At 61.8% G+C, this 19238-nt stretch carries 21 protein-coding genes; 11 read left to right on the forward strand and 10 right to left on the reverse strand.

The annotated features are described in order from the left end of the window. Positions 1-21 precede the first annotated feature (21 nt). The 7 genes from EJ079_RS17820 to EJ079_RS17850 are packed head-to-tail and all read right to left on the reverse strand — an operon-like array spanning position 22 to position 7896. Positions 22-1125, reverse strand: coding sequence for a glycosyltransferase (locus tag EJ079_RS17820; protein WP_127809660.1), 1104 nt, complete (start codon positions 1123-1125; stop codon positions 22-24). After that, positions 1122-2216, reverse strand: a complete 1095-nt coding sequence (locus EJ079_RS17825) for a glycosyltransferase (protein WP_127809661.1) — start codon at positions 2214-2216, stop codon at positions 1122-1124. Before EJ079_RS17825 ends, EJ079_RS17820 begins: the two co-directional genes overlap by 4 nt. Further along, positions 2213-3343, reverse strand: coding sequence for a glycosyltransferase (locus tag EJ079_RS17830; protein WP_127396819.1), 1131 nt, complete (start codon positions 3341-3343; stop codon positions 2213-2215). The genes EJ079_RS17825 and EJ079_RS17830 overlap by 4 nt, the downstream gene beginning before the upstream one ends. Before the next feature lie 2 nt (positions 3344-3345). Continuing rightward, positions 3346-4446 (reverse strand): glycosyltransferase family 4 protein, encoded by a 1101-nt coding sequence (locus tag EJ079_RS17835; RefSeq protein WP_127396820.1) that lies wholly within the window; start codon positions 4444-4446, stop codon positions 3346-3348. Beyond that, positions 4431-5723 carry a TIGR04295 family B12-binding domain-containing radical SAM protein gene (locus tag EJ079_RS17840; RefSeq protein WP_127809662.1) on the reverse strand — a complete coding sequence of 431 codons (1293 nt, stop codon included), beginning with the start codon at positions 5721-5723 and terminating at the stop codon, positions 4431-4433. Before EJ079_RS17840 ends, EJ079_RS17835 begins: the two co-directional genes overlap by 16 nt. After that, the gene (locus tag EJ079_RS17845; protein ID WP_127809663.1) at positions 5720-6793 is read right to left on the reverse strand and encodes an NAD-dependent epimerase/dehydratase family protein; all 1074 of its coding nucleotides are present in this window, start codon (positions 6791-6793) and stop codon (positions 5720-5722) included. Before EJ079_RS17845 ends, EJ079_RS17840 begins: the two co-directional genes overlap by 4 nt. Then, a complete protein-coding gene (locus EJ079_RS17850) occupies positions 6790-7896 on the reverse strand; it encodes an SDR family NAD(P)-dependent oxidoreductase (RefSeq protein ID WP_127809664.1) in 1107 nt (368 codons plus the stop codon). The genes EJ079_RS17845 and EJ079_RS17850 overlap by 4 nt, the downstream gene beginning before the upstream one ends. Positions 7897-8104: 208 nt before the next feature. Here EJ079_RS17850 and EJ079_RS17855 point away from each other — a divergent pair, with 208 nt between their 5' ends. Beyond that, positions 8105-8377, forward strand: coding sequence for a hypothetical protein (locus tag EJ079_RS17855; RefSeq protein ID WP_023809470.1), 273 nt, complete (start codon positions 8105-8107; stop codon positions 8375-8377). Between the two features lie 119 nt (positions 8378-8496). Here the strand turns inward: EJ079_RS17855 and EJ079_RS17860 are convergent, their stop codons facing one another. Beyond that, positions 8497-9153, reverse strand: coding sequence for a response regulator (locus EJ079_RS17860; protein ID WP_127398479.1), 657 nt, complete (start codon positions 9151-9153; stop codon positions 8497-8499). 271 nt (positions 9154-9424) lie between these two features. On the opposite strand from EJ079_RS17860, the gene EJ079_RS17865 reads away from it, so the two are divergent. Together EJ079_RS17865 and EJ079_RS17870 are read left to right on the forward strand one after the other, a co-directional pair. Then, positions 9425-12535 carry a CheR family methyltransferase gene (locus tag EJ079_RS17865; RefSeq protein ID WP_127809665.1) on the forward strand — a complete coding sequence of 1037 codons (3111 nt, stop codon included), beginning with the start codon at positions 9425-9427 and terminating at the stop codon, positions 12533-12535. Then, the gene (locus EJ079_RS17870; RefSeq protein WP_127397418.1) at positions 12532-12912 is read left to right on the forward strand and encodes a response regulator; all 381 of its coding nucleotides are present in this window, start codon (positions 12532-12534) and stop codon (positions 12910-12912) included. Before EJ079_RS17865 ends, EJ079_RS17870 begins: the two co-directional genes overlap by 4 nt. Positions 12913-13336: 424 nt before the next feature. Here EJ079_RS17870 and EJ079_RS17875 read toward each other — a convergent pair whose 3' ends face one another. Further along, positions 13337-14515 carry a zinc-dependent alcohol dehydrogenase gene (locus EJ079_RS17875; RefSeq protein ID WP_127809666.1) on the reverse strand — a complete coding sequence of 393 codons (1179 nt, stop codon included), beginning with the start codon at positions 14513-14515 and terminating at the stop codon, positions 13337-13339. Between the two features lie 64 nt (positions 14516-14579). Beyond that, positions 14580-15365, reverse strand: coding sequence for an SDR family NAD(P)-dependent oxidoreductase (locus tag EJ079_RS17880; RefSeq protein ID WP_127809667.1), 786 nt, complete (start codon positions 15363-15365; stop codon positions 14580-14582). 315 nt (positions 15366-15680) lie between these two features. Between EJ079_RS17880 and EJ079_RS17885 the strand changes: the two genes are divergently transcribed. The 8 genes from EJ079_RS17885 to EJ079_RS17920 all read left to right on the forward strand — a co-directional run bounded on the left by EJ079_RS17885 (position 15681) and on the right by EJ079_RS17920 (position 19223). Further along, positions 15681-15947: a hypothetical protein gene (locus EJ079_RS17885; RefSeq protein WP_027036323.1), complete on the forward strand. Its 267-nt coding sequence runs from the start codon at positions 15681-15683 to the stop codon at positions 15945-15947. Beyond that, positions 15944-16162 (forward strand): hypothetical protein, encoded by a 219-nt coding sequence (locus EJ079_RS17890; protein WP_127380969.1) that lies wholly within the window; start codon positions 15944-15946, stop codon positions 16160-16162. The genes EJ079_RS17885 and EJ079_RS17890 overlap by 4 nt, the downstream gene beginning before the upstream one ends. 4 nt (positions 16163-16166) lie before the next feature. After that, positions 16167-16385 carry a hypothetical protein gene (locus tag EJ079_RS17895; RefSeq protein ID WP_013533184.1) on the forward strand — a complete coding sequence of 73 codons (219 nt, stop codon included), beginning with the start codon at positions 16167-16169 and terminating at the stop codon, positions 16383-16385. Positions 16386-16468: 83 nt separating this feature from the next. Further along, positions 16469-16699, forward strand: a complete 231-nt coding sequence (locus tag EJ079_RS17900) for a hypothetical protein (protein WP_127395836.1) — start codon at positions 16469-16471, stop codon at positions 16697-16699. A gap of 229 nt (positions 16700-16928) precedes the next feature. Beyond that, positions 16929-17312 (forward strand): hypothetical protein, encoded by a 384-nt coding sequence (locus EJ079_RS17905; RefSeq protein ID WP_245481900.1) that lies wholly within the window; start codon positions 16929-16931, stop codon positions 17310-17312. Next, entirely contained in the window at positions 17309-18529 is a 1221-nt protein-coding gene (locus EJ079_RS17910; protein WP_127268251.1) for a divalent metal cation transporter, read from the forward strand. The genes EJ079_RS17905 and EJ079_RS17910 overlap by 4 nt, the downstream gene beginning before the upstream one ends. Then, a complete protein-coding gene (locus EJ079_RS17915; protein ID WP_127809669.1) occupies positions 18529-18888 on the forward strand; it encodes a hypothetical protein in 360 nt (119 codons plus the stop codon). The genes EJ079_RS17910 and EJ079_RS17915 overlap by 1 nt, the downstream gene beginning before the upstream one ends. Then, on the forward strand, positions 18888-19223 hold the full coding sequence (locus tag EJ079_RS17920; RefSeq protein WP_245481688.1) for a hypothetical protein: 336 nt from the start codon (positions 18888-18890) through the stop codon (positions 19221-19223). The genes EJ079_RS17915 and EJ079_RS17920 overlap by 1 nt, the downstream gene beginning before the upstream one ends. The last annotated feature ends 15 nt before the right edge of the window (positions 19224-19238 follow it).

Raw genomic sequence — 19238 nt, forward strand, 5'->3', positions numbered from 1 at the left:
TCGTTTTCTCCTGTATGCCGGTCATGCTGCGCTTCCGATGTCGAAATTGAGGGCCGCCGCCCTTGGCTGTGTCAACGCCGTCACGAATTCGCGGGCTCTGGCCGCACCGGTGTGGGATGCGAGGACGCGTTCGCGGGCCCGGCGGGCCATGGCGAGGCGTGTGCGCTCGGACTCGCCGAAGAGGATTTCGATGACATCGTCCGTTTCCCCGGCGTTGTGGATCGCCGATGCGGGAAAGAAGCTGTCGAGCCCTGGCCAGCGATCGCTGATGATGGGCGTGCCGCAAGCAGCCGCTTCGAACAGGCGCACACTGGGTGACCATCCGGCAGCGATCATGGAACTGCGTGTGACGTTCAGCGTGTAACGCTGACGGCTGTAGAACGCGGCATGATCGGCCGGCGGCAAATGTTCGATGCGTTCGACATTGTCCGGCCAGATGATGTCGGATGGGTATTGCGAGCCGGCTACGACGAAACGGCGGTCCGGCATATGCCGTGCTGGTTCGAGCAGCAGCGCGTTCAGCGTTGCCTGCCGGTCGGCACTGTAGGTGCCGAGATAGCCGAGATCCCAGCGGATCGGATCGCCGGTCCGGTGGTGCCGTTCCGGGTCGACCGAGCAGTAGAGCGGTTCGGCGCGGCGCGCGCCGAACTCCTCCACCAGACGGCCAAGCATCGGCCCGCCGGTGAACGAGAAGTAGACGTCGAAATACGGAATCTGCCGCCAGCTCAGGTAATCGCAATCATCGGCTGAAAGCTGCGCCACGGTTACCGGCGTGTCGATGTCGTAGAAGCAGAAGCGCCCCTTGCAAAATGAAGCGACGATGTCGATGACCACGCGCCCTTCCGGCACGAAGGAGCCGATGACGACGATGTCGGCCTGCTCCAGGCACCGGGCGTAGTCGCGTTGCAATTCCGCTGTGGTTTCGTAGTAGCGCAAGGCGCAGAAATCCGGATCGCGCAGATCGCGGTGGTTGGCGTACCACGGCACGTCGCGCTCCAGAAAGGTCACGCGGTGGCCGAGTTCGTGCAGACCTTTCAGCAGGCCTCGAAACGTCGTGGCGTGGCCGTTTCCCCAGGACGAGGACAGCGACAGGCCGAGAAAGACGATGTCCAATTGCTTGGTCATTCCGCTGCCTCCACGGTCCCCTGCTCGAAATGACGTTTGAAGACGGCATCGGCCACGTCCGCCCGCAGCGCGTAGGTATGGTCGGCCAGCACGCGGCAAAGTGCGGCCTGGCCGATTGCTTTTGCGCGACTGGAGGTCAGCGAGTGCATGATCTCGGCGACATCGCCGCCGTCGCGCGCCACCAGGATCTCCTCGCCTGGTTTCAGGAACAGTTCCACGCCCAGCCACGCATCGGTGATGAGGCAGGCACCGGCGCCGGCTGCCTCGAAGACACGCGTGGCCGGTGAAAAACCGTTTACGGCCATGCTGTCGCGACTGATGTTCAGCACGGCCTTGGGAGTGACGTTGAAGGCATTATGATCGCGGGTGCCAACGTGACCGAGCCAGCCGACATTGGCGGGAAGCGGCTTGTCCCCCCAGCCCGATCCACCGAGCAGAAAGCGCTGTTTCGGCAACTGGCTTGCGGGATCGAGGAAGAATGCTTCGACACGCGCCTCACGATCCGGCAGCCGGTTGCCGAGGAACGCCAGATCGCAAGCGAAACGCGCATTGCTGGCGACCGGGTGATGCGTTTGAGGATCGAGCGCATTGTAAATCGGCACGCATTCGTTCGCCCCCATGGCACGGTAGGCCCAGACGACGGGGTCGCCGCCGCCATAGGTCAGCACAAGGTCGATTTCTTGCAGGGCGCCATGGAGCGGATGGTCCGGTTCGTCGCGCAACTGGGCAAGGGTTGCCGGAGCGTCCACGTCCCAGAATACCACCAGCGCGTCGCTGCGGGCATGGTCGAGAACGGCGCGCAGCAGCGCCTCGTCCTCGAAACCGACGCCACTCGCCTTGACGACGATGTCGGCGCTGGCGGCGCGTGCCGCGACCTGCATCAACGCGTGCTGGGTCGCTTCATAAACTACCACAGTGCACCAGTCAGGGGCCTCGATGTCGCGGTTCTTCTGCCGGTCGTAGACGTCGGGCTCATAGAAGGTGATTTCGTAGCCCAGTTGGGCAAGCGCCTTCAGCAAGCCGCGATAGTAGGTCGCGGCACCGTTCCAGTAGGACGACAAGAGGCTCGATCCATAGAATGCCATCTTCATGCGGCGGCTTCCTTTGCGGTGGTCTTGTTGATGGTATGTTCGGTTGTGCATTCCATGAGCACGCCGAACAACTCGTCGACGCGGTGCTGGCAGGTGTGCCGCGAGCGGATGGTCTCGAGACCCGAAGTCACCAGGGAAGCCGCGAAATCCGCATCGGCCAACACCGCCCGCAGGTGTTGCCGCATTTGCGAGCCATTGTGGGCGAACAGGAAGTCGACGCCGGGCCTGAACAGCTGCTCGACATCGGACCATGGTGCTGAAATCAGCGGAATGCCGCAGGCGAGTGCCTCGAACATGCGGATCGTCGGAATTCCAGGCAAACCCTCACGATAGGGGCGCCGCGGGATGTGGACGGTGACACGATGCGCGGCGAACGCCTTCGGCACGTCGGCATTGGCGATCCATCCGTCATAGCGCAGTCCGGCGGTGGCCAGATCCGCAAGTGCGGGCTTGGGGTAGCGTACTCCGTGCACGGTGGCATCGAGACCGAGATCGTGTACCGGCTCGATTAGAAACTCCTTGAGTTCGGCGGTCCTCTCATCGTCGCCCCAGTTTCCAATCCAGACCAGATCGGACGTGGGGTGGATCTCCGGGTGTGGCTTGAACAGGCGATCGTCCGCGGCTTCATGCCAAGTGAAGACGCGCTTGCCCCAGCCGGCGCGCAGATAGCTCTCGCGCAAGGCCTCGCCAAAGGCGAGAACGCCGTCATAGTGCTCCAACCGCAGCGCCGAGATTGCCTCGGTCGCCGATACCGCCCGGTGGTGGGTGTCATGAAACAGAAGGATGAAGTTGCCGCCAGCGGCCCTGGCACGGCCGATGCGTGCGACAAGCTCCGGATCCGTCCACTCATGAACGATCACAACGTCGGCCTCAGCGATCCAGGCCTCGTGATCGAACCCGGCATCGTAGGTCACCGGCATCAGTTCTGGGAAATCCTTGCGGAAGCGTTCGATGGCGAAGGATCCCTTCTCAGCCAGCAGGTTCGAACGGCTCCAGCTGTCGGACGGCTCCAGCGCGACCGCCTGGTGCCGGCGCGCGACCAGTTCCCGCATGATACCGCGCAGGAAATGGGCATTGCCGTGGTTCCAGTCGGAAACGACCGAGTGGGTGTAGAACAGAAAGCGCATGGTCAGCGCCCCGCCATGGCCAGGGCCGCCTTGTCGTAGACGCCTCGCATGGCCGCCGCTTGCCTGGCCAGTGTAAACCGGCGGCTTCGTCGCATGGCTGCCTGACCGAGCTCTCGCCTGAGCTCGGCATCGCTGGAGAGACGATTGAGGCAGGCAGCGAGGTCGTGGGGATTGCGCGCGTCAAAGAACATCGCGGCCCCATCCCATAGTTCGCGATAGGTTGCGATGTCGGAAAGCACCAGGGGCGTCGCCGACATGGCAGCTTCCAGCGCGGCCAGACCGAATGGCTCATAGATTGATGGCGACACGAAAATGCCGGCGCGCGCCATCAAGGAGCGCACCTCGTGAGACGGCAGTGCTCCCAGAGGAACAGCATAGCTGAAGCTGGTACGCCCGCCGTTGGGACCGTGCATCGAACCGGCGGCAAAAACGGGCCATTGCGTCAGCGACGCGGCCTGGTCGATCACCGCCGCATTCTTGCCCTCGTCCCACCAGCGGGCAGCGGCGAAGACGAGCGGTTGGCGCTTTTCGGTCTTCGGCACCGGACTTGCACTATTTCCGACCACACTCAGACGCGCGATCGGGCCATAGCAGGTCTCAAGCATGTCGGCATGGCTGCGGCTCGGCACGATGACTGCGTCGGCCCGATCCAAGCCGCGCCTGTTGCGCTCCTTCTGCCAGGCCCATGCGCCATCCACCGCCTGTTTCCTGACGGCGTGGAACCATGTCGTCACGCAGGAATGGGAGACCACCACGGCTGGGCATGGCGCATCGAATCCCGATGCCTGCGTCGGCGCGTTGAAATGGACTAGGTCGATGGCGTGGTCGCGCATGGGCGCAAGCAATTCCCGCGGCAGCGCGTCGAGGTCGCCGCCGCTGCTGGTCATCCAATCCGGCGGCGTATTCAACCAGATCAGCGTCGTGAAAGCCTCCGCCTCCTCGGCCTGCTGCCTTGACGGTTGCGGACCGAGGCCGGCAAGCACCACGCTGTCGCCGCCGTTCACAAGTTCCCCTGCCAGATCAAGGGCATAGCGCCATACGCCGCCCACGGCATCGACGGTCATCAGGATGCGCCGCGAGCGCGGCGTCAGTGTCCGCAACATGTCGCCTCCAGTTCCGCCAGCGGCCGCGGCCGCCTCTCCTGGATGTCACTGAATTTCTGGAAAGATGCGAGGTAGTGGTCATGGGCGCGTTCCCAAGCAAGGTCGTCGGGTTCGCCCCAAAGCTCGCGGTAGCTGGGCGAACTCGGATACGGATAAAGCGGCACAGGTTCGTTAGCCCATACGCCGTGGTCGATCAGGTGGGTTCGCCAGTGCTCGACCAGGGCGGGATCATCCTCGACCACGCCGATCAGATTGGCCTGAACGAATGGAACGTGACGTCTGGCATCGACGAGCAGCGCGGCGAGTTCCTCGGTACCCAGCCGGCAGCGCTTGGCCAGCATTGCCCGACCTTCGACGGTCAGGCTTTCGAGACCGGCCTCGATGGAGACGCAGCCTGCGGCGCCCAGCAATTCCAGTAGCTCGGGCTTCCACAGATCGATGCGGGTCTGTACGCCGAATTTCACATCGCGATCGACCAAGGCTTCCAGCAACGCTTTTTGCGGCAGGAAGATCTCGTCGATGAAGTAGATGTAGCCGACACCTTGGGCAATCAGCCGATCGATCTCCGCTACCACCGCTTCGTGGTTTCGACGGCGATAGGCATCACGGAAATCGATCTTGGCGCAGAAACTGCAGTTATAGGGACAGCCGCGCGATGCCTCGACTTCCGCACCGAACCCCACCTGATTGTCATCGAACCTGTGATGGTGGTGCGAATGGGCTGCGATCCAGTCCGCTGGCCATTCGAGTGGCGGATGATCGACAAACGAGCTGGCGTGGACGCCTCCGTTCGAAACCACCCTGGCATCCCGCAGATAAGCGGTTGAGGGCACGGCGCTCCAATCGTCGCGCCGGGCAAGTTGCTCGACGACTTCTTCACATTCGCCGCGCACGACGATGTCGACGCCGAGCTTGCGCAAGGTCGGCGCGGGCGTCGCCGAGCCGTGCGGCCCGACCGCGACCGTGCGTCCACCGCGCCCGGCGAGACGGTTGAGGAAATCGGCCGGCACACGCAATTCCGGCGGTGCGCAGCGCCAGAACAGATAGGTCGGGGCGGTACTGACGACGGTCATAGCCGGGGCGAAATCAGCCACCCGCTCGCAGAGACCGGAATTGTCGAGCTTCTGCAACTGCCCATCCAGCATCAGCACCTCATGTCCGGCGGCTTCGAGCAGGGCCTTCGAATAGCCGAGTTCCAGCGGCAGATGCGGTTGGCGGCAGCCGAAATAAATGCTGTCGTCATACGTCCAGGACGGGTTCACCAGGGCGATTTTCATGCAACGTACCTCACGGCTTCAGGGCGAGGCTCGAGCCGATGGCGCTGCAGCCAGTCGGCGAGGTCGCGGATGCCTTCGCGCCATGAAACATGGGCCATCCACCCAAGCGCGGTTTTGATCTTGCGGGTGTCGGCGACGAAGAAGGGCTGGTCGCCGGTGCGTTCCCCATCATGGCGAATCGAGAGCTCAAGGCCGGTCAGGCTACGGATCTCGCTCAACAGCCTGCGCAGGCTGACCGCATTTTCCGGGCCGCCGCCAAGATTGAATGCCTGGCCTTTGGTGGTCTCGATGCGATCGAGCACGGCCCTGTAGGCGGCGACGGCATCGGAGACATGCAGGATATCGCGCACTTGCCTGCCGTCGCCGTAAATGGTGATTGGGCGTCGCGTCAGCGCGCTGAGCAGGAAGTGTGCGACCCAGCCCTGGTCCTCGGTTCCGAACTGGCGCGGTCCATAGATGCAGCTCATCCGCAGCACCGCCGTCGGCATGCCGTAAGATTTGGCATAGTCGAGCACATACTGATCCGCCGCGCCTTTGGAGCAACCGTAGGGCGTGCAGAAGTCCAGGCCCCGAGCCTCATCGATGCCGTGCGCTTGGATGACGCTGTCGCAAGGCACATAGCGATCGCCGTCCTCGCGGACCGCGACGTCAGGCAGGCTGCCATAGACCTTGTTGGTGCTGGCGAAGATCACCGGGATACGCTCGCCGCTCAGTCGTGCCGCCTCCAGAACGTTGAACGTTCCCCGAAGGTTGATGTCGAAATCCTCGCCCGGCTGGACCAGGCTTGTGGTGACGGCGGTTTGCGCGGCCAGATGGAAAATTGCCTTCGAAACCATCAAGACAGGCGCCAGGGCGTTGGCGTCTCGCACGTCGATCGTCTCCACCGTGAGGCGACCGCCGTGTTTTTGCGCCAGCCATTCAAGGTTCTGCTCGACGCCCGGACGGCTGAGATTGTCGATCACCAGTACCGGCTCGCCATCCGACAACAGGCTGTCGGCGAGGTTCGATCCTATGAAGCCGCTGCCGCCGATGATGGCGACCGGCGCGTCGCGTCGATTGCGTGTGTTCATGAGACCAACCCGCGTTCTTCGAGCTCGCGCTTCATGTCGGCGCCGCGGTCGACGGCGGACGTGTTACGCACCCAGGAAACGAACTCGCCGAGCGAATTCTCCAGTTGCCGCACCGGCTCGAAACCGAGCAACTCACGGGCCTTGGAAATATCGGCGAAGCAGTTGCGGATGTCGCCGGAGCGGGCTTTGCCGAGCAGTTCCGGCGAGCGATTCGGTGTCCCCATGGCCTCGGCCAGCAATCGCGCGACTTCGCTGATCGCATAGGCGCGGCCGCTGCCGATGTTGATGACATGACCCTTTGCCTGGCGTTGCTGCAGAGCAAGGCGAAAGGCGCGGGCGACGTCCTGCACATGGACGAAATCGCGCTTCTGTTCGCCATCCTCGAAGATCATTGGCCGTTGGCCGTTGGCGAGACGCGAAGCGAAGTTGGCCAGCACGCCGGTATAGGGATTCGACAACGCCTGGCCGGCGCCGAAGACATTGAACAGGCGCAGCGCGACCGCATCGATGCCATAGGCCTCGCCGAAGATCAGCACGGCGCGTTCCTGGGCGTATTTTGTCAGCGCATAGATGGAGGCGAGATCGACCGGCTTTTCTTCGTCCGTCGGCAGCGGCGAGAGGGCGTCTCCACCTGGCGACAGCGGGTTCCATTGCCCGCTCCTGATGTCGCTCGCCTTGCGCCGAGCATTGTCGATACGCCGGCCGTCTGGCGTTGCATAGAGCCCTTCGCCATAGACGCTCATCGACGAGGCGACGACGATCCGTTCGACCGGGTGTTTGATCAGCGCCTCGAGCAGCGTTGCGGTGCCGAGATCGTTGGCGCCGACATAGCGCGCGATCTCATACATCGATTGCCCGACGCCGACTTCCGCCGCCAGATGAATGACCGCGTCAACGCCTTCCAGCGCATTGGCGACCGCCTCCCGGTCCCGGACATCGCCCTTGATCAGCTCGGTCCCGGCGGGAAGCGCGACGGCTTCGCCCGCATGCACCTGCTCCAGCAAGGCATCGAGGATGCGAACCGAATAATCCTGCTCGACGAGTTCCTGTGCGACATGCCGGCCGATGAAGCCGCAGCCTCCTGTAACCAATATGCGTTTCACGACGACTCCTCAGACAAGCAACCTCGGCGCCCCGAACTTTTCGGCAAAAGGTTTGTTCCCTTTGCTTCAACAAAGTTCCTTTGGCCGGCTTCGTTGGGAGCCGGCGCCGCGATCACCGCGCTGTGCTGGAACATTGACGCCCTTGTGCTGTTAGGACGCCCGACAGCCCGCGCGTCCCATGTGGCAACGCCGATCAAAGGAGATTTCAATGTCTCAGTCGCAAACGACCACCAACCATGACGAAATTCGCAAATGGGCCGAGGAGCGGGACGGCCGGCCGGCGGTGGTGCGCACCAAAGGCGAGGGCGGTATACTGCGGATCGACTTCGGCGAGCCCGAGGAAGCATTCGAGCCCATCGAATGGGACGAGTTCTTCCGGATATTCGACGAGAATGATCTGGCCTTTCTGTATCAGGCCAAGACCGGTGAGGGGAAAGCCAGCCGTTTCAACAAATTCGTCGAGCGCAATCAGAAGGGCTGATGACGCCGGTCAAGCGGCCTATCTGTACGGCCAAGTTTTCGAGATGTGGTGAACGATGTGGTGAACAATGACGGCCCCGCGGCTTGGAACTTCAGCCTGAGAGGCCTTGGAAGGTAAAATTAATGCATCAGTTTTGCGCCGCGGGTTTTCGCCATCTCTCGCATGATGCCGTTGAGCCAGTTTTCAGTGGATTGACCAAGCTGTCTGCGGTCGACATCCAGGATCGCTTGCTCGAGCGTCCTCTCGACGAGCCGATCCGATGCGTCGACGTCTCCCAGCAAAAGGCGCGCCGCAAGTCGCAGTTTGGGCAAAAGCGCGAAGACGTCGTCGGACGGGTCCGGTCCGGGGGTCGCCCGTCCCGATGCCGGCGGGGGAAAGAGTGCGTTGAACACCGCCTGGCTGCCCGAGGATTTCCGCAAATTGCTGGCGTAGCGGAGATGATCGGGAATGGCGATGTCGTCATCGCCACTGAAGAACACGAAGGGGACACCCCGGCGCATCAACTCATCGGCGATTGGAAACACGCGTCGGCCATTGAGATTGACGTCGAGAATTGCAGCTTCGGCCGTCCCGGTGTGTTTGGAAGCCTGTTCGACGGTCGCTGCGGGACCAAGGATTATGGCGCCCATATTGCTGAAAAACCGCGCAAGATCTCCCGCCATCGTCCATTCGTCTTCGACTATCAGAATATGCAGCCCCCGCAGGTCGCGCACGTCGTCATCCTTTCTTGGAACGGAGGTTAGAATGCAGCGGATTTGCTTTCCGAATTCTGTCATCCAAGGCCGCCTGCAACCGTTTCGCAAGCGTCAGCATGCGATCCGGGACGGGCCCCGCATGGGAAGCTTCGAGCGATCCAGGCGCTCCTGATACCACCGGCGTCGGGAGTTTTATGTCAGCAGATCGTTTTGCCATTGAACCACCATTGATATCGGGTTCAACGTCATCCCTGACGTCTTGTTCCATCCGTCTTGCGCGCTATATGGTTGTGTCCTGTTCGATCCGGCCTTGAGGAGACTTCATGTCGGGTCGGCGAAAGGGGGACATGCCGTGACTGCCCGATCGACTAGATTTCCCATCGTGGGCATAGGCGCGTCCGCGGGCGGCATTCCCGCGATGGAGGGCCTTTTCAAGGGCGTGACCGGCCAGCCCGGCATGGCGTTCGTCATCATCACGCATCTCAGCCCCAACAGGGAGAGTCTGTTGCATGAGGTTGTCAGCCGCTACACCGAGATGCCTGTTTCGGTGGTCGAGGATGGCACGGTGGTTCAACCTGACCACGTCTATGTGATGCCGCAAAACGTGACATTGGCCATTGAATCGGGGGTGCTGCACCTGCGTCGGCCCAATGGGCTTACCCAGGAGCGCAAGCCCATCGATATCTTCTTCAGCGCACTGGGTGAAGACCAGGGCGAATATGCCGTCGGCGTTATCCTGTCGGGCGGTGATTCCGATGGAACCCTGGGCGCCAAGGCCATCAAGGAGCGGGGCGGGTTTATCGTCGCGCAAGCGCCGGACGGCTACGGGCCGCGCAATCCCGACATGCCGCAGAGCGCTATTGCCAGTGGGCTCGTCGATGTCGCAGTGACTGCCGAGGAGATCGGGGCGAAGCTGGAGGCTTTCGCCCGCGGCTTCGACACGCTGAACGGGTTGGCGGAAGACGATGGCGATGAAACGCCCGACATCGACAAGGTGCGAGAACAAATCTACGCCATTCTGCGCAGCCACTCCGGCCATGACTTCTCGGGCTATAAGACCAAGACGTTCCTGCGCCGCGTGAAGCGACGCATGCAGATCGCCCAGGTCCATTCCATCAGCGGCTATATAGACTGGCTGAAAAAGGATGCTCGCGAGGTGATGAACCTTTTTCGCGATTTGCTGATCAATGTCACCAACTTCTTTCGCGACCCCGATGCCTTCGAGTTGCTCGAGCGAAAAATCGTACCACAACTGTTCGAAGGCAAGACAGCCAGCGACACTGTCCGGGTCTGGGTTCCCGGATGCGCCACGGGCGAGGAGGTGTTCTCCATCGGCATGCTGCTGCGCGAACACATGGAGACGCTTACGGTCGTTCCGCGCGTCCAGATATTCGCCACCGACATAGACGAGCCGGCGCTGGCGGTGGCGCGGGCGGCACGCTATCCGGAAGCCTTGCTGCAAGGTCTTTCTCCCGAACGCAAACAGCGGTTTTTCAACGGCGATGGCGAAAGCTATGTCCTCAGCAATGAGATACGCGAACTGTGCATCTTCTCGCCGCACAGCGTCATTCGCGATCCACCCTTCTCGCGCATGGACTTGGTCTCCTGCCGCAATCTGCTGATCTATTTCGGCCCGATCATCCAAAGCCGCGTCATCCCTGTCTTCCATTATGCGCTGAAGCCGGGCGGTTACCTTTTCCTCGGCACCTCAGAAAGCGTCGGGCAGCACGACGATCTGTTCGCCACCATCGACAAGAAACATCGCATCTTCCAAGCGCGGGAGCATGCCTCACCGCACATCAGACTGCCGGCCCTGCTCGGGGAGAGCCATTCCAACCTCTTCCCATCGGAAAGCGCCGGCTCGAAGAAGGGACTTGTCGGCTATCCCATGCGGCAGGCGGTCGAGGCGCAGGTGCTGGAACGATTCGCGCCGCCGCATGTCCTGGTCAACGCCGACGGCGATGTCGTCTATTATTCGGCCAGAACCGGCAGATATCTCGAAGCGTCACAAGGGATTCCCAGCCGGCAGTTGCTGACGATGGCAAGGCGTGGGCTGCGGCTGGACCTCCGCGCCGCACTGCGCGAAGCGACGACCACACGCCGCACAGTGGTGCGGGAAAACCTGACCGTGGAGGAAGACGACGAACGGGTCCAGCCGATCAGGCTGACGATCGAGCCCCTCGCCGAACGCGGCAATGGCGAGCCGCTTTATCTCGTCCTGTTCGAACCGTCGGGGCCGACCCAGGCCCGGTCCAACGAAGGTGGCGGCAGCCGTGACAGTGACACCACCGCCGATCTCGAGAGGGAACTGCGCGACACCAGAGAGCGCCTGCAATCGACGATCGAGGAATACGAGACCGCGCTGGAGGAGGTCAAATCGTCGAACGAGGAACTCGTCTCCGTCAATGAGGAGGCGCAATCCACCAATGAGGAACTCGAAGCCTCGAAGGAGGAGATGCAGTCGCTCAACGAGGAGCTCAACACGATCAACGCCGAGTTGACGGCCAAGATAGAAGAGCTCGACCACGCCAACGGCGATCTGCGCAACCTGTTCGAAAGCACCGACATCGCGACTATTTTCCTCGACCGCAGCCTTGTAGTCCGCACCTTCACGCCGGCGGCGTCATCCTTCTTCAGCCTGCGCCCCTCCGATGTCGGCCGGCCGCTGACGGATCTGTCGAGCCAACTCGACTATCCCGAGTTGAAGCAGCACATCGACAAGGTGTTCGAGACGGGCGAGGTCCTGAATCACCATCTGGCACGCGATGCCAGGGGCCTGTTCCACATGGTCCGCATCAATCCCTATCGCGACAAGGGAAACAGGATCCAGGGCGTGGTGGTGACACTTGTCGATGTCACCACGCTGGCACAGGCGGAAGAGCATCAACAGGTGCTCATCTCGGAACTCAACCACCGGGTCAAGAACATGCTTGCGGTGATCGCCAGCATTGCAAGCCGCACGCGGGAAAGTTCTGATACGAAGGAGGAGTTCGCGGACGCGCTGATCGGTCGCCTGCATGCCATGTCGCGGGCCTACGGCCTGCTGACCCGGGAGAGATGGAAGGAAGCCTCGGTCAGGGAATTGCTCCAGCAGGAGCTCGAACCATTCGGCATCGAGCGGATCGAACTCGATGGCGAGGATGTCAAACTAGGTCCGCAACAGGGGCTTTCCCTGAGTATGGCCATTCATGAACTGGCCACCAACGCGGCCAAGTACGGCGCTTTGTCAAAAACCGATGGCAAGGTCAGTGTGCAATGGTCGATCGAGGACGACAGTTTCACATTTGGCTGGCGAGAAAAGGACGGCCCTCTTGTCAAGGCGCCGTTGGAGAACGGCTTTGGCCTGACCCTGCTGCAGGGAGAAATCGGTTACAGGCTCGGCGGCAATGTCGAGACCGTGTTCCACAAGGACGGCCTCAGTGTCCAGATCGCGTTTCCAGCAAACCACAAGGAGGCGCCGTGAGCGACGACAGGCCGCGCGTTCTGGTGGTCGAGGACGAATGGCTGATCGCCGAAGACATCGCGTCACGCCTGCGTGCGGCGGGTTATCCGGTGATCGGCCCGGTCTCGTCGGCCGCCGCGGCTCGTCAGCTTATCGATGCAGGCAAAGCCGACGTGGCGCTGCTGGACATTCAATTGAACGGTGAAACAAGTCTGCCCGTGGCCGAAACATTGCTGGCTCGCGGCATCCCCTTCGCCTTCATGACCGGATTTGGGCCGCGCGACGTTCCCACACCCTTCCGAAACTGCAAATTCGTGCCGAAGCCGGCAGGCGACGCTGCACTTCTCAACACCCTGGCCGACCTGGCATCGCTTCGTCCCGACAAACACTCGCTGTGATTTCAAGAGGCCGGTTTCGATCAGTCCAGGGGCTTGTCCGTCGGCCTAGGCGTGGTGCTCGCCTGACGCGGCCGCCCCGCGTTTCGATTGGCAACCGGATTGTCCAGCGGCGGAGCCGATGGCCGGGACGTGCCGGCGGTTTTCGGCGTCAGCGGCTTGGCACCGGCATCCGTGTCACTGGCGTCCCGTCTCGGGTGCGGCAGAGCATCGGGGTTTGGCGACCGGACGCTGGGTTTCGATGTGGAATTCTCATTGCTCATGGCGATAGCTTCCTTCGCAGCGGGCGGGCACGACAGTCTCGTCGCCCTGAGTTTATTCTGCGGGTCAACCGCCGCCACGGTCGAAAGTTCCAGGTTCCTCGGCGTCGGTGCTATCCTTGGCGGGGAATCCGCGCAAGGTGGACCCCGTGCAAGATGCCGACATCTCAGCCATGCGGTCGCATTACCACCTTGATGCAGCCATCCTGCTTGTCACGGAACGTCTTGTAGAGGTCTGGTCCCGCTTCGAGGTCTGCCCGGTGCGTGATCACGAAGGAGGGATCGATGTCGCCCTTCTGCACCATGGCCAGGAGCGGTTCGAGATAGCGTTGAGTGTGCGTCTGACCCATCCGGAAGGTCAGGCCCTTGTTCATGGCGGCGCCGAACGGGATATGGTCGACGAGGCCGATATAGACGCCGGGGACCGAGATGGTGCCGCCTTTGCGGCACGAGTAGATTGCTTCGCGCAGCACATGCGGTCGGTCGGTGCCGAGGTAGACCGCGGCCTTGACCTTGTCGAGCATGGAGTCCGCACTGGCGCCGGGATCGGACTCCGTACCGACACAGTCTATGCAGCGATCCGGACCGCGGCCATCGGTCATCGCCATCAAGGCGTCGTAGATATCGGAGTTGCTGAAGTCGAGCGTCTCGGCCTTGCCGTGCTCGCGCGCCATCGCCAGCCGCTCCGGCACCTTGTCTATAGCAATGACGCGGCCGGCGCCGAGCATCCATGCGCTCTGGATGGCGAACTGGCCGACCGGACCGCAGCCCCATATAGCGACGGTATCGCCTGGCTCGATGCCGGCATTTTCGGCCGCCATATAGCCGGTTGGGAAGATGTCGGAGAGGAACAGCACCTGTTCGTCGTCCATTCCGTCCGGCACCTTTATCGGACCGACATCGGCGAAGGGCACGCGCAGATATTCGGCTTGCCCTCCCCAATAGCCGCCGACCAGATGCGAATAGCCGAACAGGCCAGCCGGGGATTGTCCCATCACTTCGGCAGCCTGTTTGGCATTGGGATTGGACCTGTCGCAAAGCGAGAACAGCCCCTTCTGGCAAAACCAGCACTCGCCGCATGAGATGTTGAAAGGCACCACGATGCGGTCGCCCTTTCTAAATTTCGAATGGCCGCTGCCGACTTCGACGACCTCGCCCATCGTCTCGTGTCCGAGCACATCGCCAGATTCCATGGTCGGCATATATCCGTTCATCAGATGCAGGTCCGAGCCGCATATAGCGCAACAGGTGACTTTGATGATGACGTCGCGATCATCCTCGATGGCGGGATCAGCCACCTGATCGCATCGAATGTCGCCTTTGCCGTGCCATGTGAGCGCTTTCATGATGGTGCTCCTGTCTTGGAAGAAGATCGCCGGACTTTTTTGGGGTTGGCGTGAAGGCCGAAGGTCAGTCTTTGGACGCCGAACCCGGCTCGGCCATCTTGCGGTGCTGTTCGGCCAGCGTGCCTGCCGGCGTCACATGCGCTGCGGCGACCTGCAGCTTGTTCTTCCAACCGCTGATGACCTGTTCCTCACCGTCCATCATCGCCTCGTAGCCGGCCTCGGCGACATCGGCGGGATTGTCCTTCTCGTCGGTGCCGACCTTGGTATCCATCATTTCGGCGCGTTCGAAGAACCGCGTCTGCGTTGCCCCGGGCATCAGCACGGAGCCTGTGACTCCTGTGTCCCGCAATTCATGACGCAGTGCGATCGAGAAGGAATCGATGAATGCCTTGGTGCCGTTGTAGACCGCCTGGAAAGTGCCGGGCATGAAACCAGCGATCGATCCTGTGAAGAGGATGCGGCCTCGGCCGCGGCGTGCCATCCTGGCTCCGAGTTGATGCGCGAGATAGACGGTCCCGGTGATGTTGGTGTCGATGATGCGGCGGACTTTTTTCCAATCCTGATCGACGAAACCACGGCCGAGCCCACGTCCGGCATTCAGGAACAACAGGTCGACATCGCGATCGCCGATCCCGGCGATCAAACGATCGACACCTTCCTCGGTCGCCAGATCGGCCTCGATGGCTTCGACAGTCACACCATGCGAACCGAGCGCCTCGGCGGCCTGCTGGATCGCAGGTTCGTCAGCGGCTATGATCAGATGGTAGCCGTCCCTTGCGCACAGTTTGGCAAGTTCCTTCCCAATGCCGCTTGAGGCGCCCGTCACCACGGACAACTTTTCATTCTTCATCACGTCCTCCGAACCTCGCTTCGGCCGAACCACTATCGGGGTTGATTGTTCCGTGCGGGTTGATGCGCGGCCATCCGAGCCATGAACGATGCGGCGTGGAGAGGTGGAACAACTCAGGTCGATGCGAGTTCGATGTCCGTGCAGCGTCGTTGCTCCCCCTTTTTGATGCTGCATGATCGGGTCCCCTCAGCCTGGTCCAGCCCGCGCGTGCCCTGTCCGGGAGGCGCGGGCTTTTCGTGATGGCGACGGTGATGTTTTGAGATCCAGGAGGGAACAACAAACCCGTTCGGCAGTTCGGGGCGCAGGAGGAATAAAATGCAATACGCCGAAGAAATCGCGCTCAGGCGCGTAAAGATGCTGGTCGAACAATATGTTGTCGCCAGGAGCAGGAGATATGATTTCGTCTCGACGGAACTTGCCTGCAAGGCCATTCGCCAGGTCGTACGAAGCCCGATCGAAGACGCCGAACTGGACCATTTGCTGGCTAGAAGCGCGGTCAAACAAGGGCTCTCGGTGCGGTTCGACCGGATAGGTCATTGGCAGGCGGCTTCGCCCGGACTCAGCCAGGAGAAATCAGCATGAGGGCAGTGCTTTTGATGTCGGCGGCATTGCTCGCCTTGGCGGGGTGCAACGACAATGCCGATCCAGTCAAGTCCAAGACGGATACTACCAACAGCCAGCCGGTCGACAAGAATCCCACGACGGACACCAACCCAACACCGCAGACCAGCACCGGCGGCGACCAGCAAGGTACGCAGCCAACCCAGCCGGCATCTCCCAAGCCAAGTGGTGGCTAGGCCTATGGAGCGGCGCAACGCAATAATCTCGCTGGTGATAGCGGCGGTCATCATTGTCGGTTTCGTCGTCGGCTTTTTCTACGTTGATATGGGCTGGCAGACCTCGCCGCTGAAACGTGCGCCGGAGCAGAACCAGGGCGGCAATGCTCCGGCGGATACCGCCCCAGCCGCGGGCGTCCAGAAAAATCCCAGGGAAAACACGGAAATGCCGGGGCAGCAGTGATCGACGGCCGGCAGCAACAGGCGAGGCGACGTCGCGGTGACGGTGCCGAAGTGAGTTCGATACAGCACGGATCTGGAGTGTGGATGATGGGCATCCTTTCCGACCTCGACAAGAAACTGACGGACAACATGTACGAGCATGGCAGCGAATTCACCGATGCGGGTTCGGATCTGCCCGAAGCAGTCGTTGAAGCGGTCGAACGGCTGATGTTTTTCATCCAGCCCGACGCGCGCGACACAGTCAGAACTCAGGTTCTCGGCCTCATTCACGAATACAGAATCCAAGACGCTCCGAACGGGGATCGCCCCGCCTGACCTTCAGCTTACGCTGATGCGGCAATTGAAACCGATCGGGACCTGGCTCGCCGCCTCGTGCTCCGGATCGGCGGGCGCGGTCGTTGACGGACCCGACGAGCGCTCTAGATCAGATTTACGCCGGCCACGGCTTTGTTGGGTCCCGGGAGACTATTCGGTGGCGCACCAAACGCCTGATTTGATCGTTAGACACCGCTATCTCAGGCTCGAGTGCTTGTGCTTGCTGTCGATGATGTTGTCGGCATGCTCATCTTCCGATCAGATCGAGCAGCAATCACGAACAGCGGCCTCCGCATCGCAGACCGTGTTGATGGCGCTGGACGCCTGGGCGGCAGGGGCGGCGCCGACCGCATACACGGCGGGTACGCTGCAATCGATCGGCAAGACGCTTGCCGATGCCGGGGCGCAAATCCGGTCCGCCGAAACCAGCGAACCCGCCGAGCAAGCTTCGCTGACGAAGGCAGTCAACGATTTGTCGGTCGCGGTGGCACGTGCAGAGGCCGGATTGCAGGCGGGCGACCGGCCGGAAGTCCAAGATGCGCAACAGGATCTACGGCTGGCGTCGCGTTCGCTCGCTACCGCCTACGCCAACTATTTCGCGCCAAAGCCATGAAGAAGCTCATGGAAATATCCCTCGGCGTCGTCACCAGCGTCGGCGGCTTCCTCGAAGTTGGGTCCATGGCGACGGCGGCGCAGGCAGGCGCGATGTTTGGCTTCCAGTTGATCTGGGCGGTGGTGCTCGGCACCATCTGCATCATCTTCCTTGTCGAAATGTCCGGCCGGTTCGCGGCCGTGAGCCATCACACAATCTCCGACGGTATCCGCGAGAGATTCGGCTTCAACGTCTTTCTATGGCCGTTGCTTGCCGCCCTGCTGGTCAATTTCCTGGTGCTGTCCGCCGAGATCGGCGGCGTCGCCATTGCACTCGAATTTGCCACCGGCATAGGCTTCCAGTGGTGGGCACTGCCGGTGGCTTTGTTGGCGTGGCTGCTGCTTTGGAAAGGCACGTTCGGCTTCATCGAGAAGGGCGTATCTATTCTCGGTCTGGTGACGCTGTGTTTCGTCGTCGGAGCGGTGATGCTGAGACCCGATTGGACGGCAGTCGCAAGGGGCGCCGTGCCTTCGCTGCCGGTCCACGATGCCGCCAATTACTGGTTCATGGCGGTCAGCATTCTCGGCGCCTCGATATCGCCCTACCTCTTCATGTTCTATTCCTCGGGGGCCATCGAGGACCGGTGGGACAAAAGCTATCTCGGAGCCAATCGGGCCATAGCGGGGTTGGGCATGACTTTCGGGGGGACCATCTCGATCGGCGTGTTGATCGTGGCCGCTCTCGTGCTCGCCACGCATGGCGTCACCCAAGTGGATGACTATCACCAGTTGCCGTTGATGCTGATACCTATATTCGGCTTCTGGGGCTTCGTGCTGTTTGTTGCCTCCCTCGCCATTGCCTGCTTCGGCGCCGCACTCGAGGTCGGGTTGCAACAGGCCTATCTTGTGGCCCAGGGTTTCGGCTGGAATTGGGGCGAGGATCGCAAGCCGCGCGACGATCCGGGTTTCAGCGCCACCTACACGATATCATTGCTTTTGGCGGCTATTCCCATCGCGCTTGGTCTCGATCCGCTGAGGCTCACCATCTTCTCCATGGCGCTGACGGCAGCCAGCCTGCCGCTGACGGTCGTTCCTTTCCTGTTTCTGCTGAACGACAAACGTTATGTCGGCGAGCATCGCAATGGCATTTTGTCGAATGCCGCCGTCATCTTCATCATCGCGCTCGGCTTCGTACTGGCGGTGGTGACCATCCCGCTGCAGATATTCGGAGGCACATGATGAAGTTGCTGCGTGATCTCCTGGACAAGCAGGTGGTCGACCGCGAGCAGGTCAAGATCGGCAAGGTCGACGGGTTGGTGGCGGAGTTGCGGCCCGGCAAGCCGCCTCGGATCATTGCGATCGAGCTCGGCTCCATCACCCTGGCGCGTCGTCTCGGCGCACGGCCTGGGCGCTGGATAGCGCGGCTCGCGGTCAAGCTGGGTGGCAGGCAACATGGCGAGCCGCATCGGATCGCCTGGCAGAAGGTGAAAGATATCGGCATCGATATCGAGTTCGACATCGACGTGCGAGAAACGTCGATCTTCGCCTGGCAGGACTGGTTGCGCGACCATGTCATCGGGCGCATTCCGGGAGCTTGATGATGACCACGGTCAATCTCGAGCATCTGTCAGGGCGACGCGTACTCTCGCAACGCGGCAAGAATGTCGGCTATATCGAGGAGATCCGCGCCGAACGGGACGGTGACGATTTCGTCGTCACCGAATTCCACGTCGGGGTCTACGCCGCTTTCGAGCGTCTTTCGGCCTCGGCCATAGGTGTGGCGGTGCTGGATCTTTTCCGATTGCGCCGCCGCGACGGTCTATACCGCATCCCTTGGGACAAGCTCGACATCTCCGATCCCGCGCGACCGCGGCTGCTGTGCCCAATGACCGAACTCTCAGGCATGAAGGGCGCACCAGACCTCCAGGAATAGGTCGTGGAGCCGCAT

Source organism: Mesorhizobium sp. M7A.F.Ce.TU.012.03.2.1, assembly GCF_004006095.1.
Taxonomy (GTDB): domain Bacteria; phylum Pseudomonadota; class Alphaproteobacteria; order Rhizobiales; family Rhizobiaceae; genus Mesorhizobium.

Bases quoted from the DNA above. Each gene is read 5' to 3' on its own strand.
- EJ079_RS17820 (WP_127809660.1), bottom strand. From the start codon at position 1,125: ATGACCAAGCAATTGGACATCGTCTTTCTCGGCCTGTCGCTGTCCTCG.
- EJ079_RS17825 (WP_127809661.1), bottom strand. From the start codon at position 2,216: ATGAAGATGGCATTCTATGGATCGAGCCTCTTGTCGTCCTACTGGAAC.
- EJ079_RS17830 (WP_127396819.1), bottom strand. From the start codon at position 3,343: ATGCGCTTTCTGTTCTACACCCACTCGGTCGTTTCCGACTGGAACCAC.
- EJ079_RS17835 (WP_127396820.1), bottom strand. From the start codon at position 4,446: ATGTTGCGGACACTGACGCCGCGCTCGCGGCGCATCCTGATGACCGTC.
- EJ079_RS17840 (WP_127809662.1), bottom strand. From the start codon at position 5,723: ATGAAAATCGCCCTGGTGAACCCGTCCTGGACGTATGACGACAGCATT.
- EJ079_RS17845 (WP_127809663.1), bottom strand. From the start codon at position 6,793: ATGAACACACGCAATCGACGCGACGCGCCGGTCGCCATCATCGGCGGC.
- EJ079_RS17855 (WP_023809470.1), top strand. From the start codon at position 8,105: ATGTCTCAGTCGCAAACGACCACCAACCATGACGAAATTCGCAAATGG.
- EJ079_RS17860 (WP_127398479.1), bottom strand. From the start codon at position 9,153: ATGACAGAATTCGGAAAGCAAATCCGCTGCATTCTAACCTCCGTTCCA.
- EJ079_RS17875 (WP_127809666.1), bottom strand. From the start codon at position 14,515: ATGAAAGCGCTCACATGGCACGGCAAAGGCGACATTCGATGCGATCAG.
- EJ079_RS17880 (WP_127809667.1), bottom strand. From the start codon at position 15,365: ATGAAGAATGAAAAGTTGTCCGTGGTGACGGGCGCCTCAAGCGGCATT.
- EJ079_RS17885 (WP_027036323.1), top strand. From the start codon at position 15,681: ATGCAATACGCCGAAGAAATCGCGCTCAGGCGCGTAAAGATGCTGGTC.
- EJ079_RS17890 (WP_127380969.1), top strand. From the start codon at position 15,944: ATGAGGGCAGTGCTTTTGATGTCGGCGGCATTGCTCGCCTTGGCGGGG.
- EJ079_RS17895 (WP_013533184.1), top strand. From the start codon at position 16,167: ATGGAGCGGCGCAACGCAATAATCTCGCTGGTGATAGCGGCGGTCATC.
- EJ079_RS17900 (WP_127395836.1), top strand. From the start codon at position 16,469: ATGATGGGCATCCTTTCCGACCTCGACAAGAAACTGACGGACAACATG.
- EJ079_RS17905 (WP_245481900.1), top strand. From the start codon at position 16,929: ATGATGTTGTCGGCATGCTCATCTTCCGATCAGATCGAGCAGCAATCA.
- EJ079_RS17910 (WP_127268251.1), top strand. From the start codon at position 17,309: ATGAAGAAGCTCATGGAAATATCCCTCGGCGTCGTCACCAGCGTCGGC.
- EJ079_RS17915 (WP_127809669.1), top strand. From the start codon at position 18,529: ATGAAGTTGCTGCGTGATCTCCTGGACAAGCAGGTGGTCGACCGCGAG.
- EJ079_RS17920 (WP_245481688.1), top strand. From the start codon at position 18,888: ATGATGACCACGGTCAATCTCGAGCATCTGTCAGGGCGACGCGTACTC.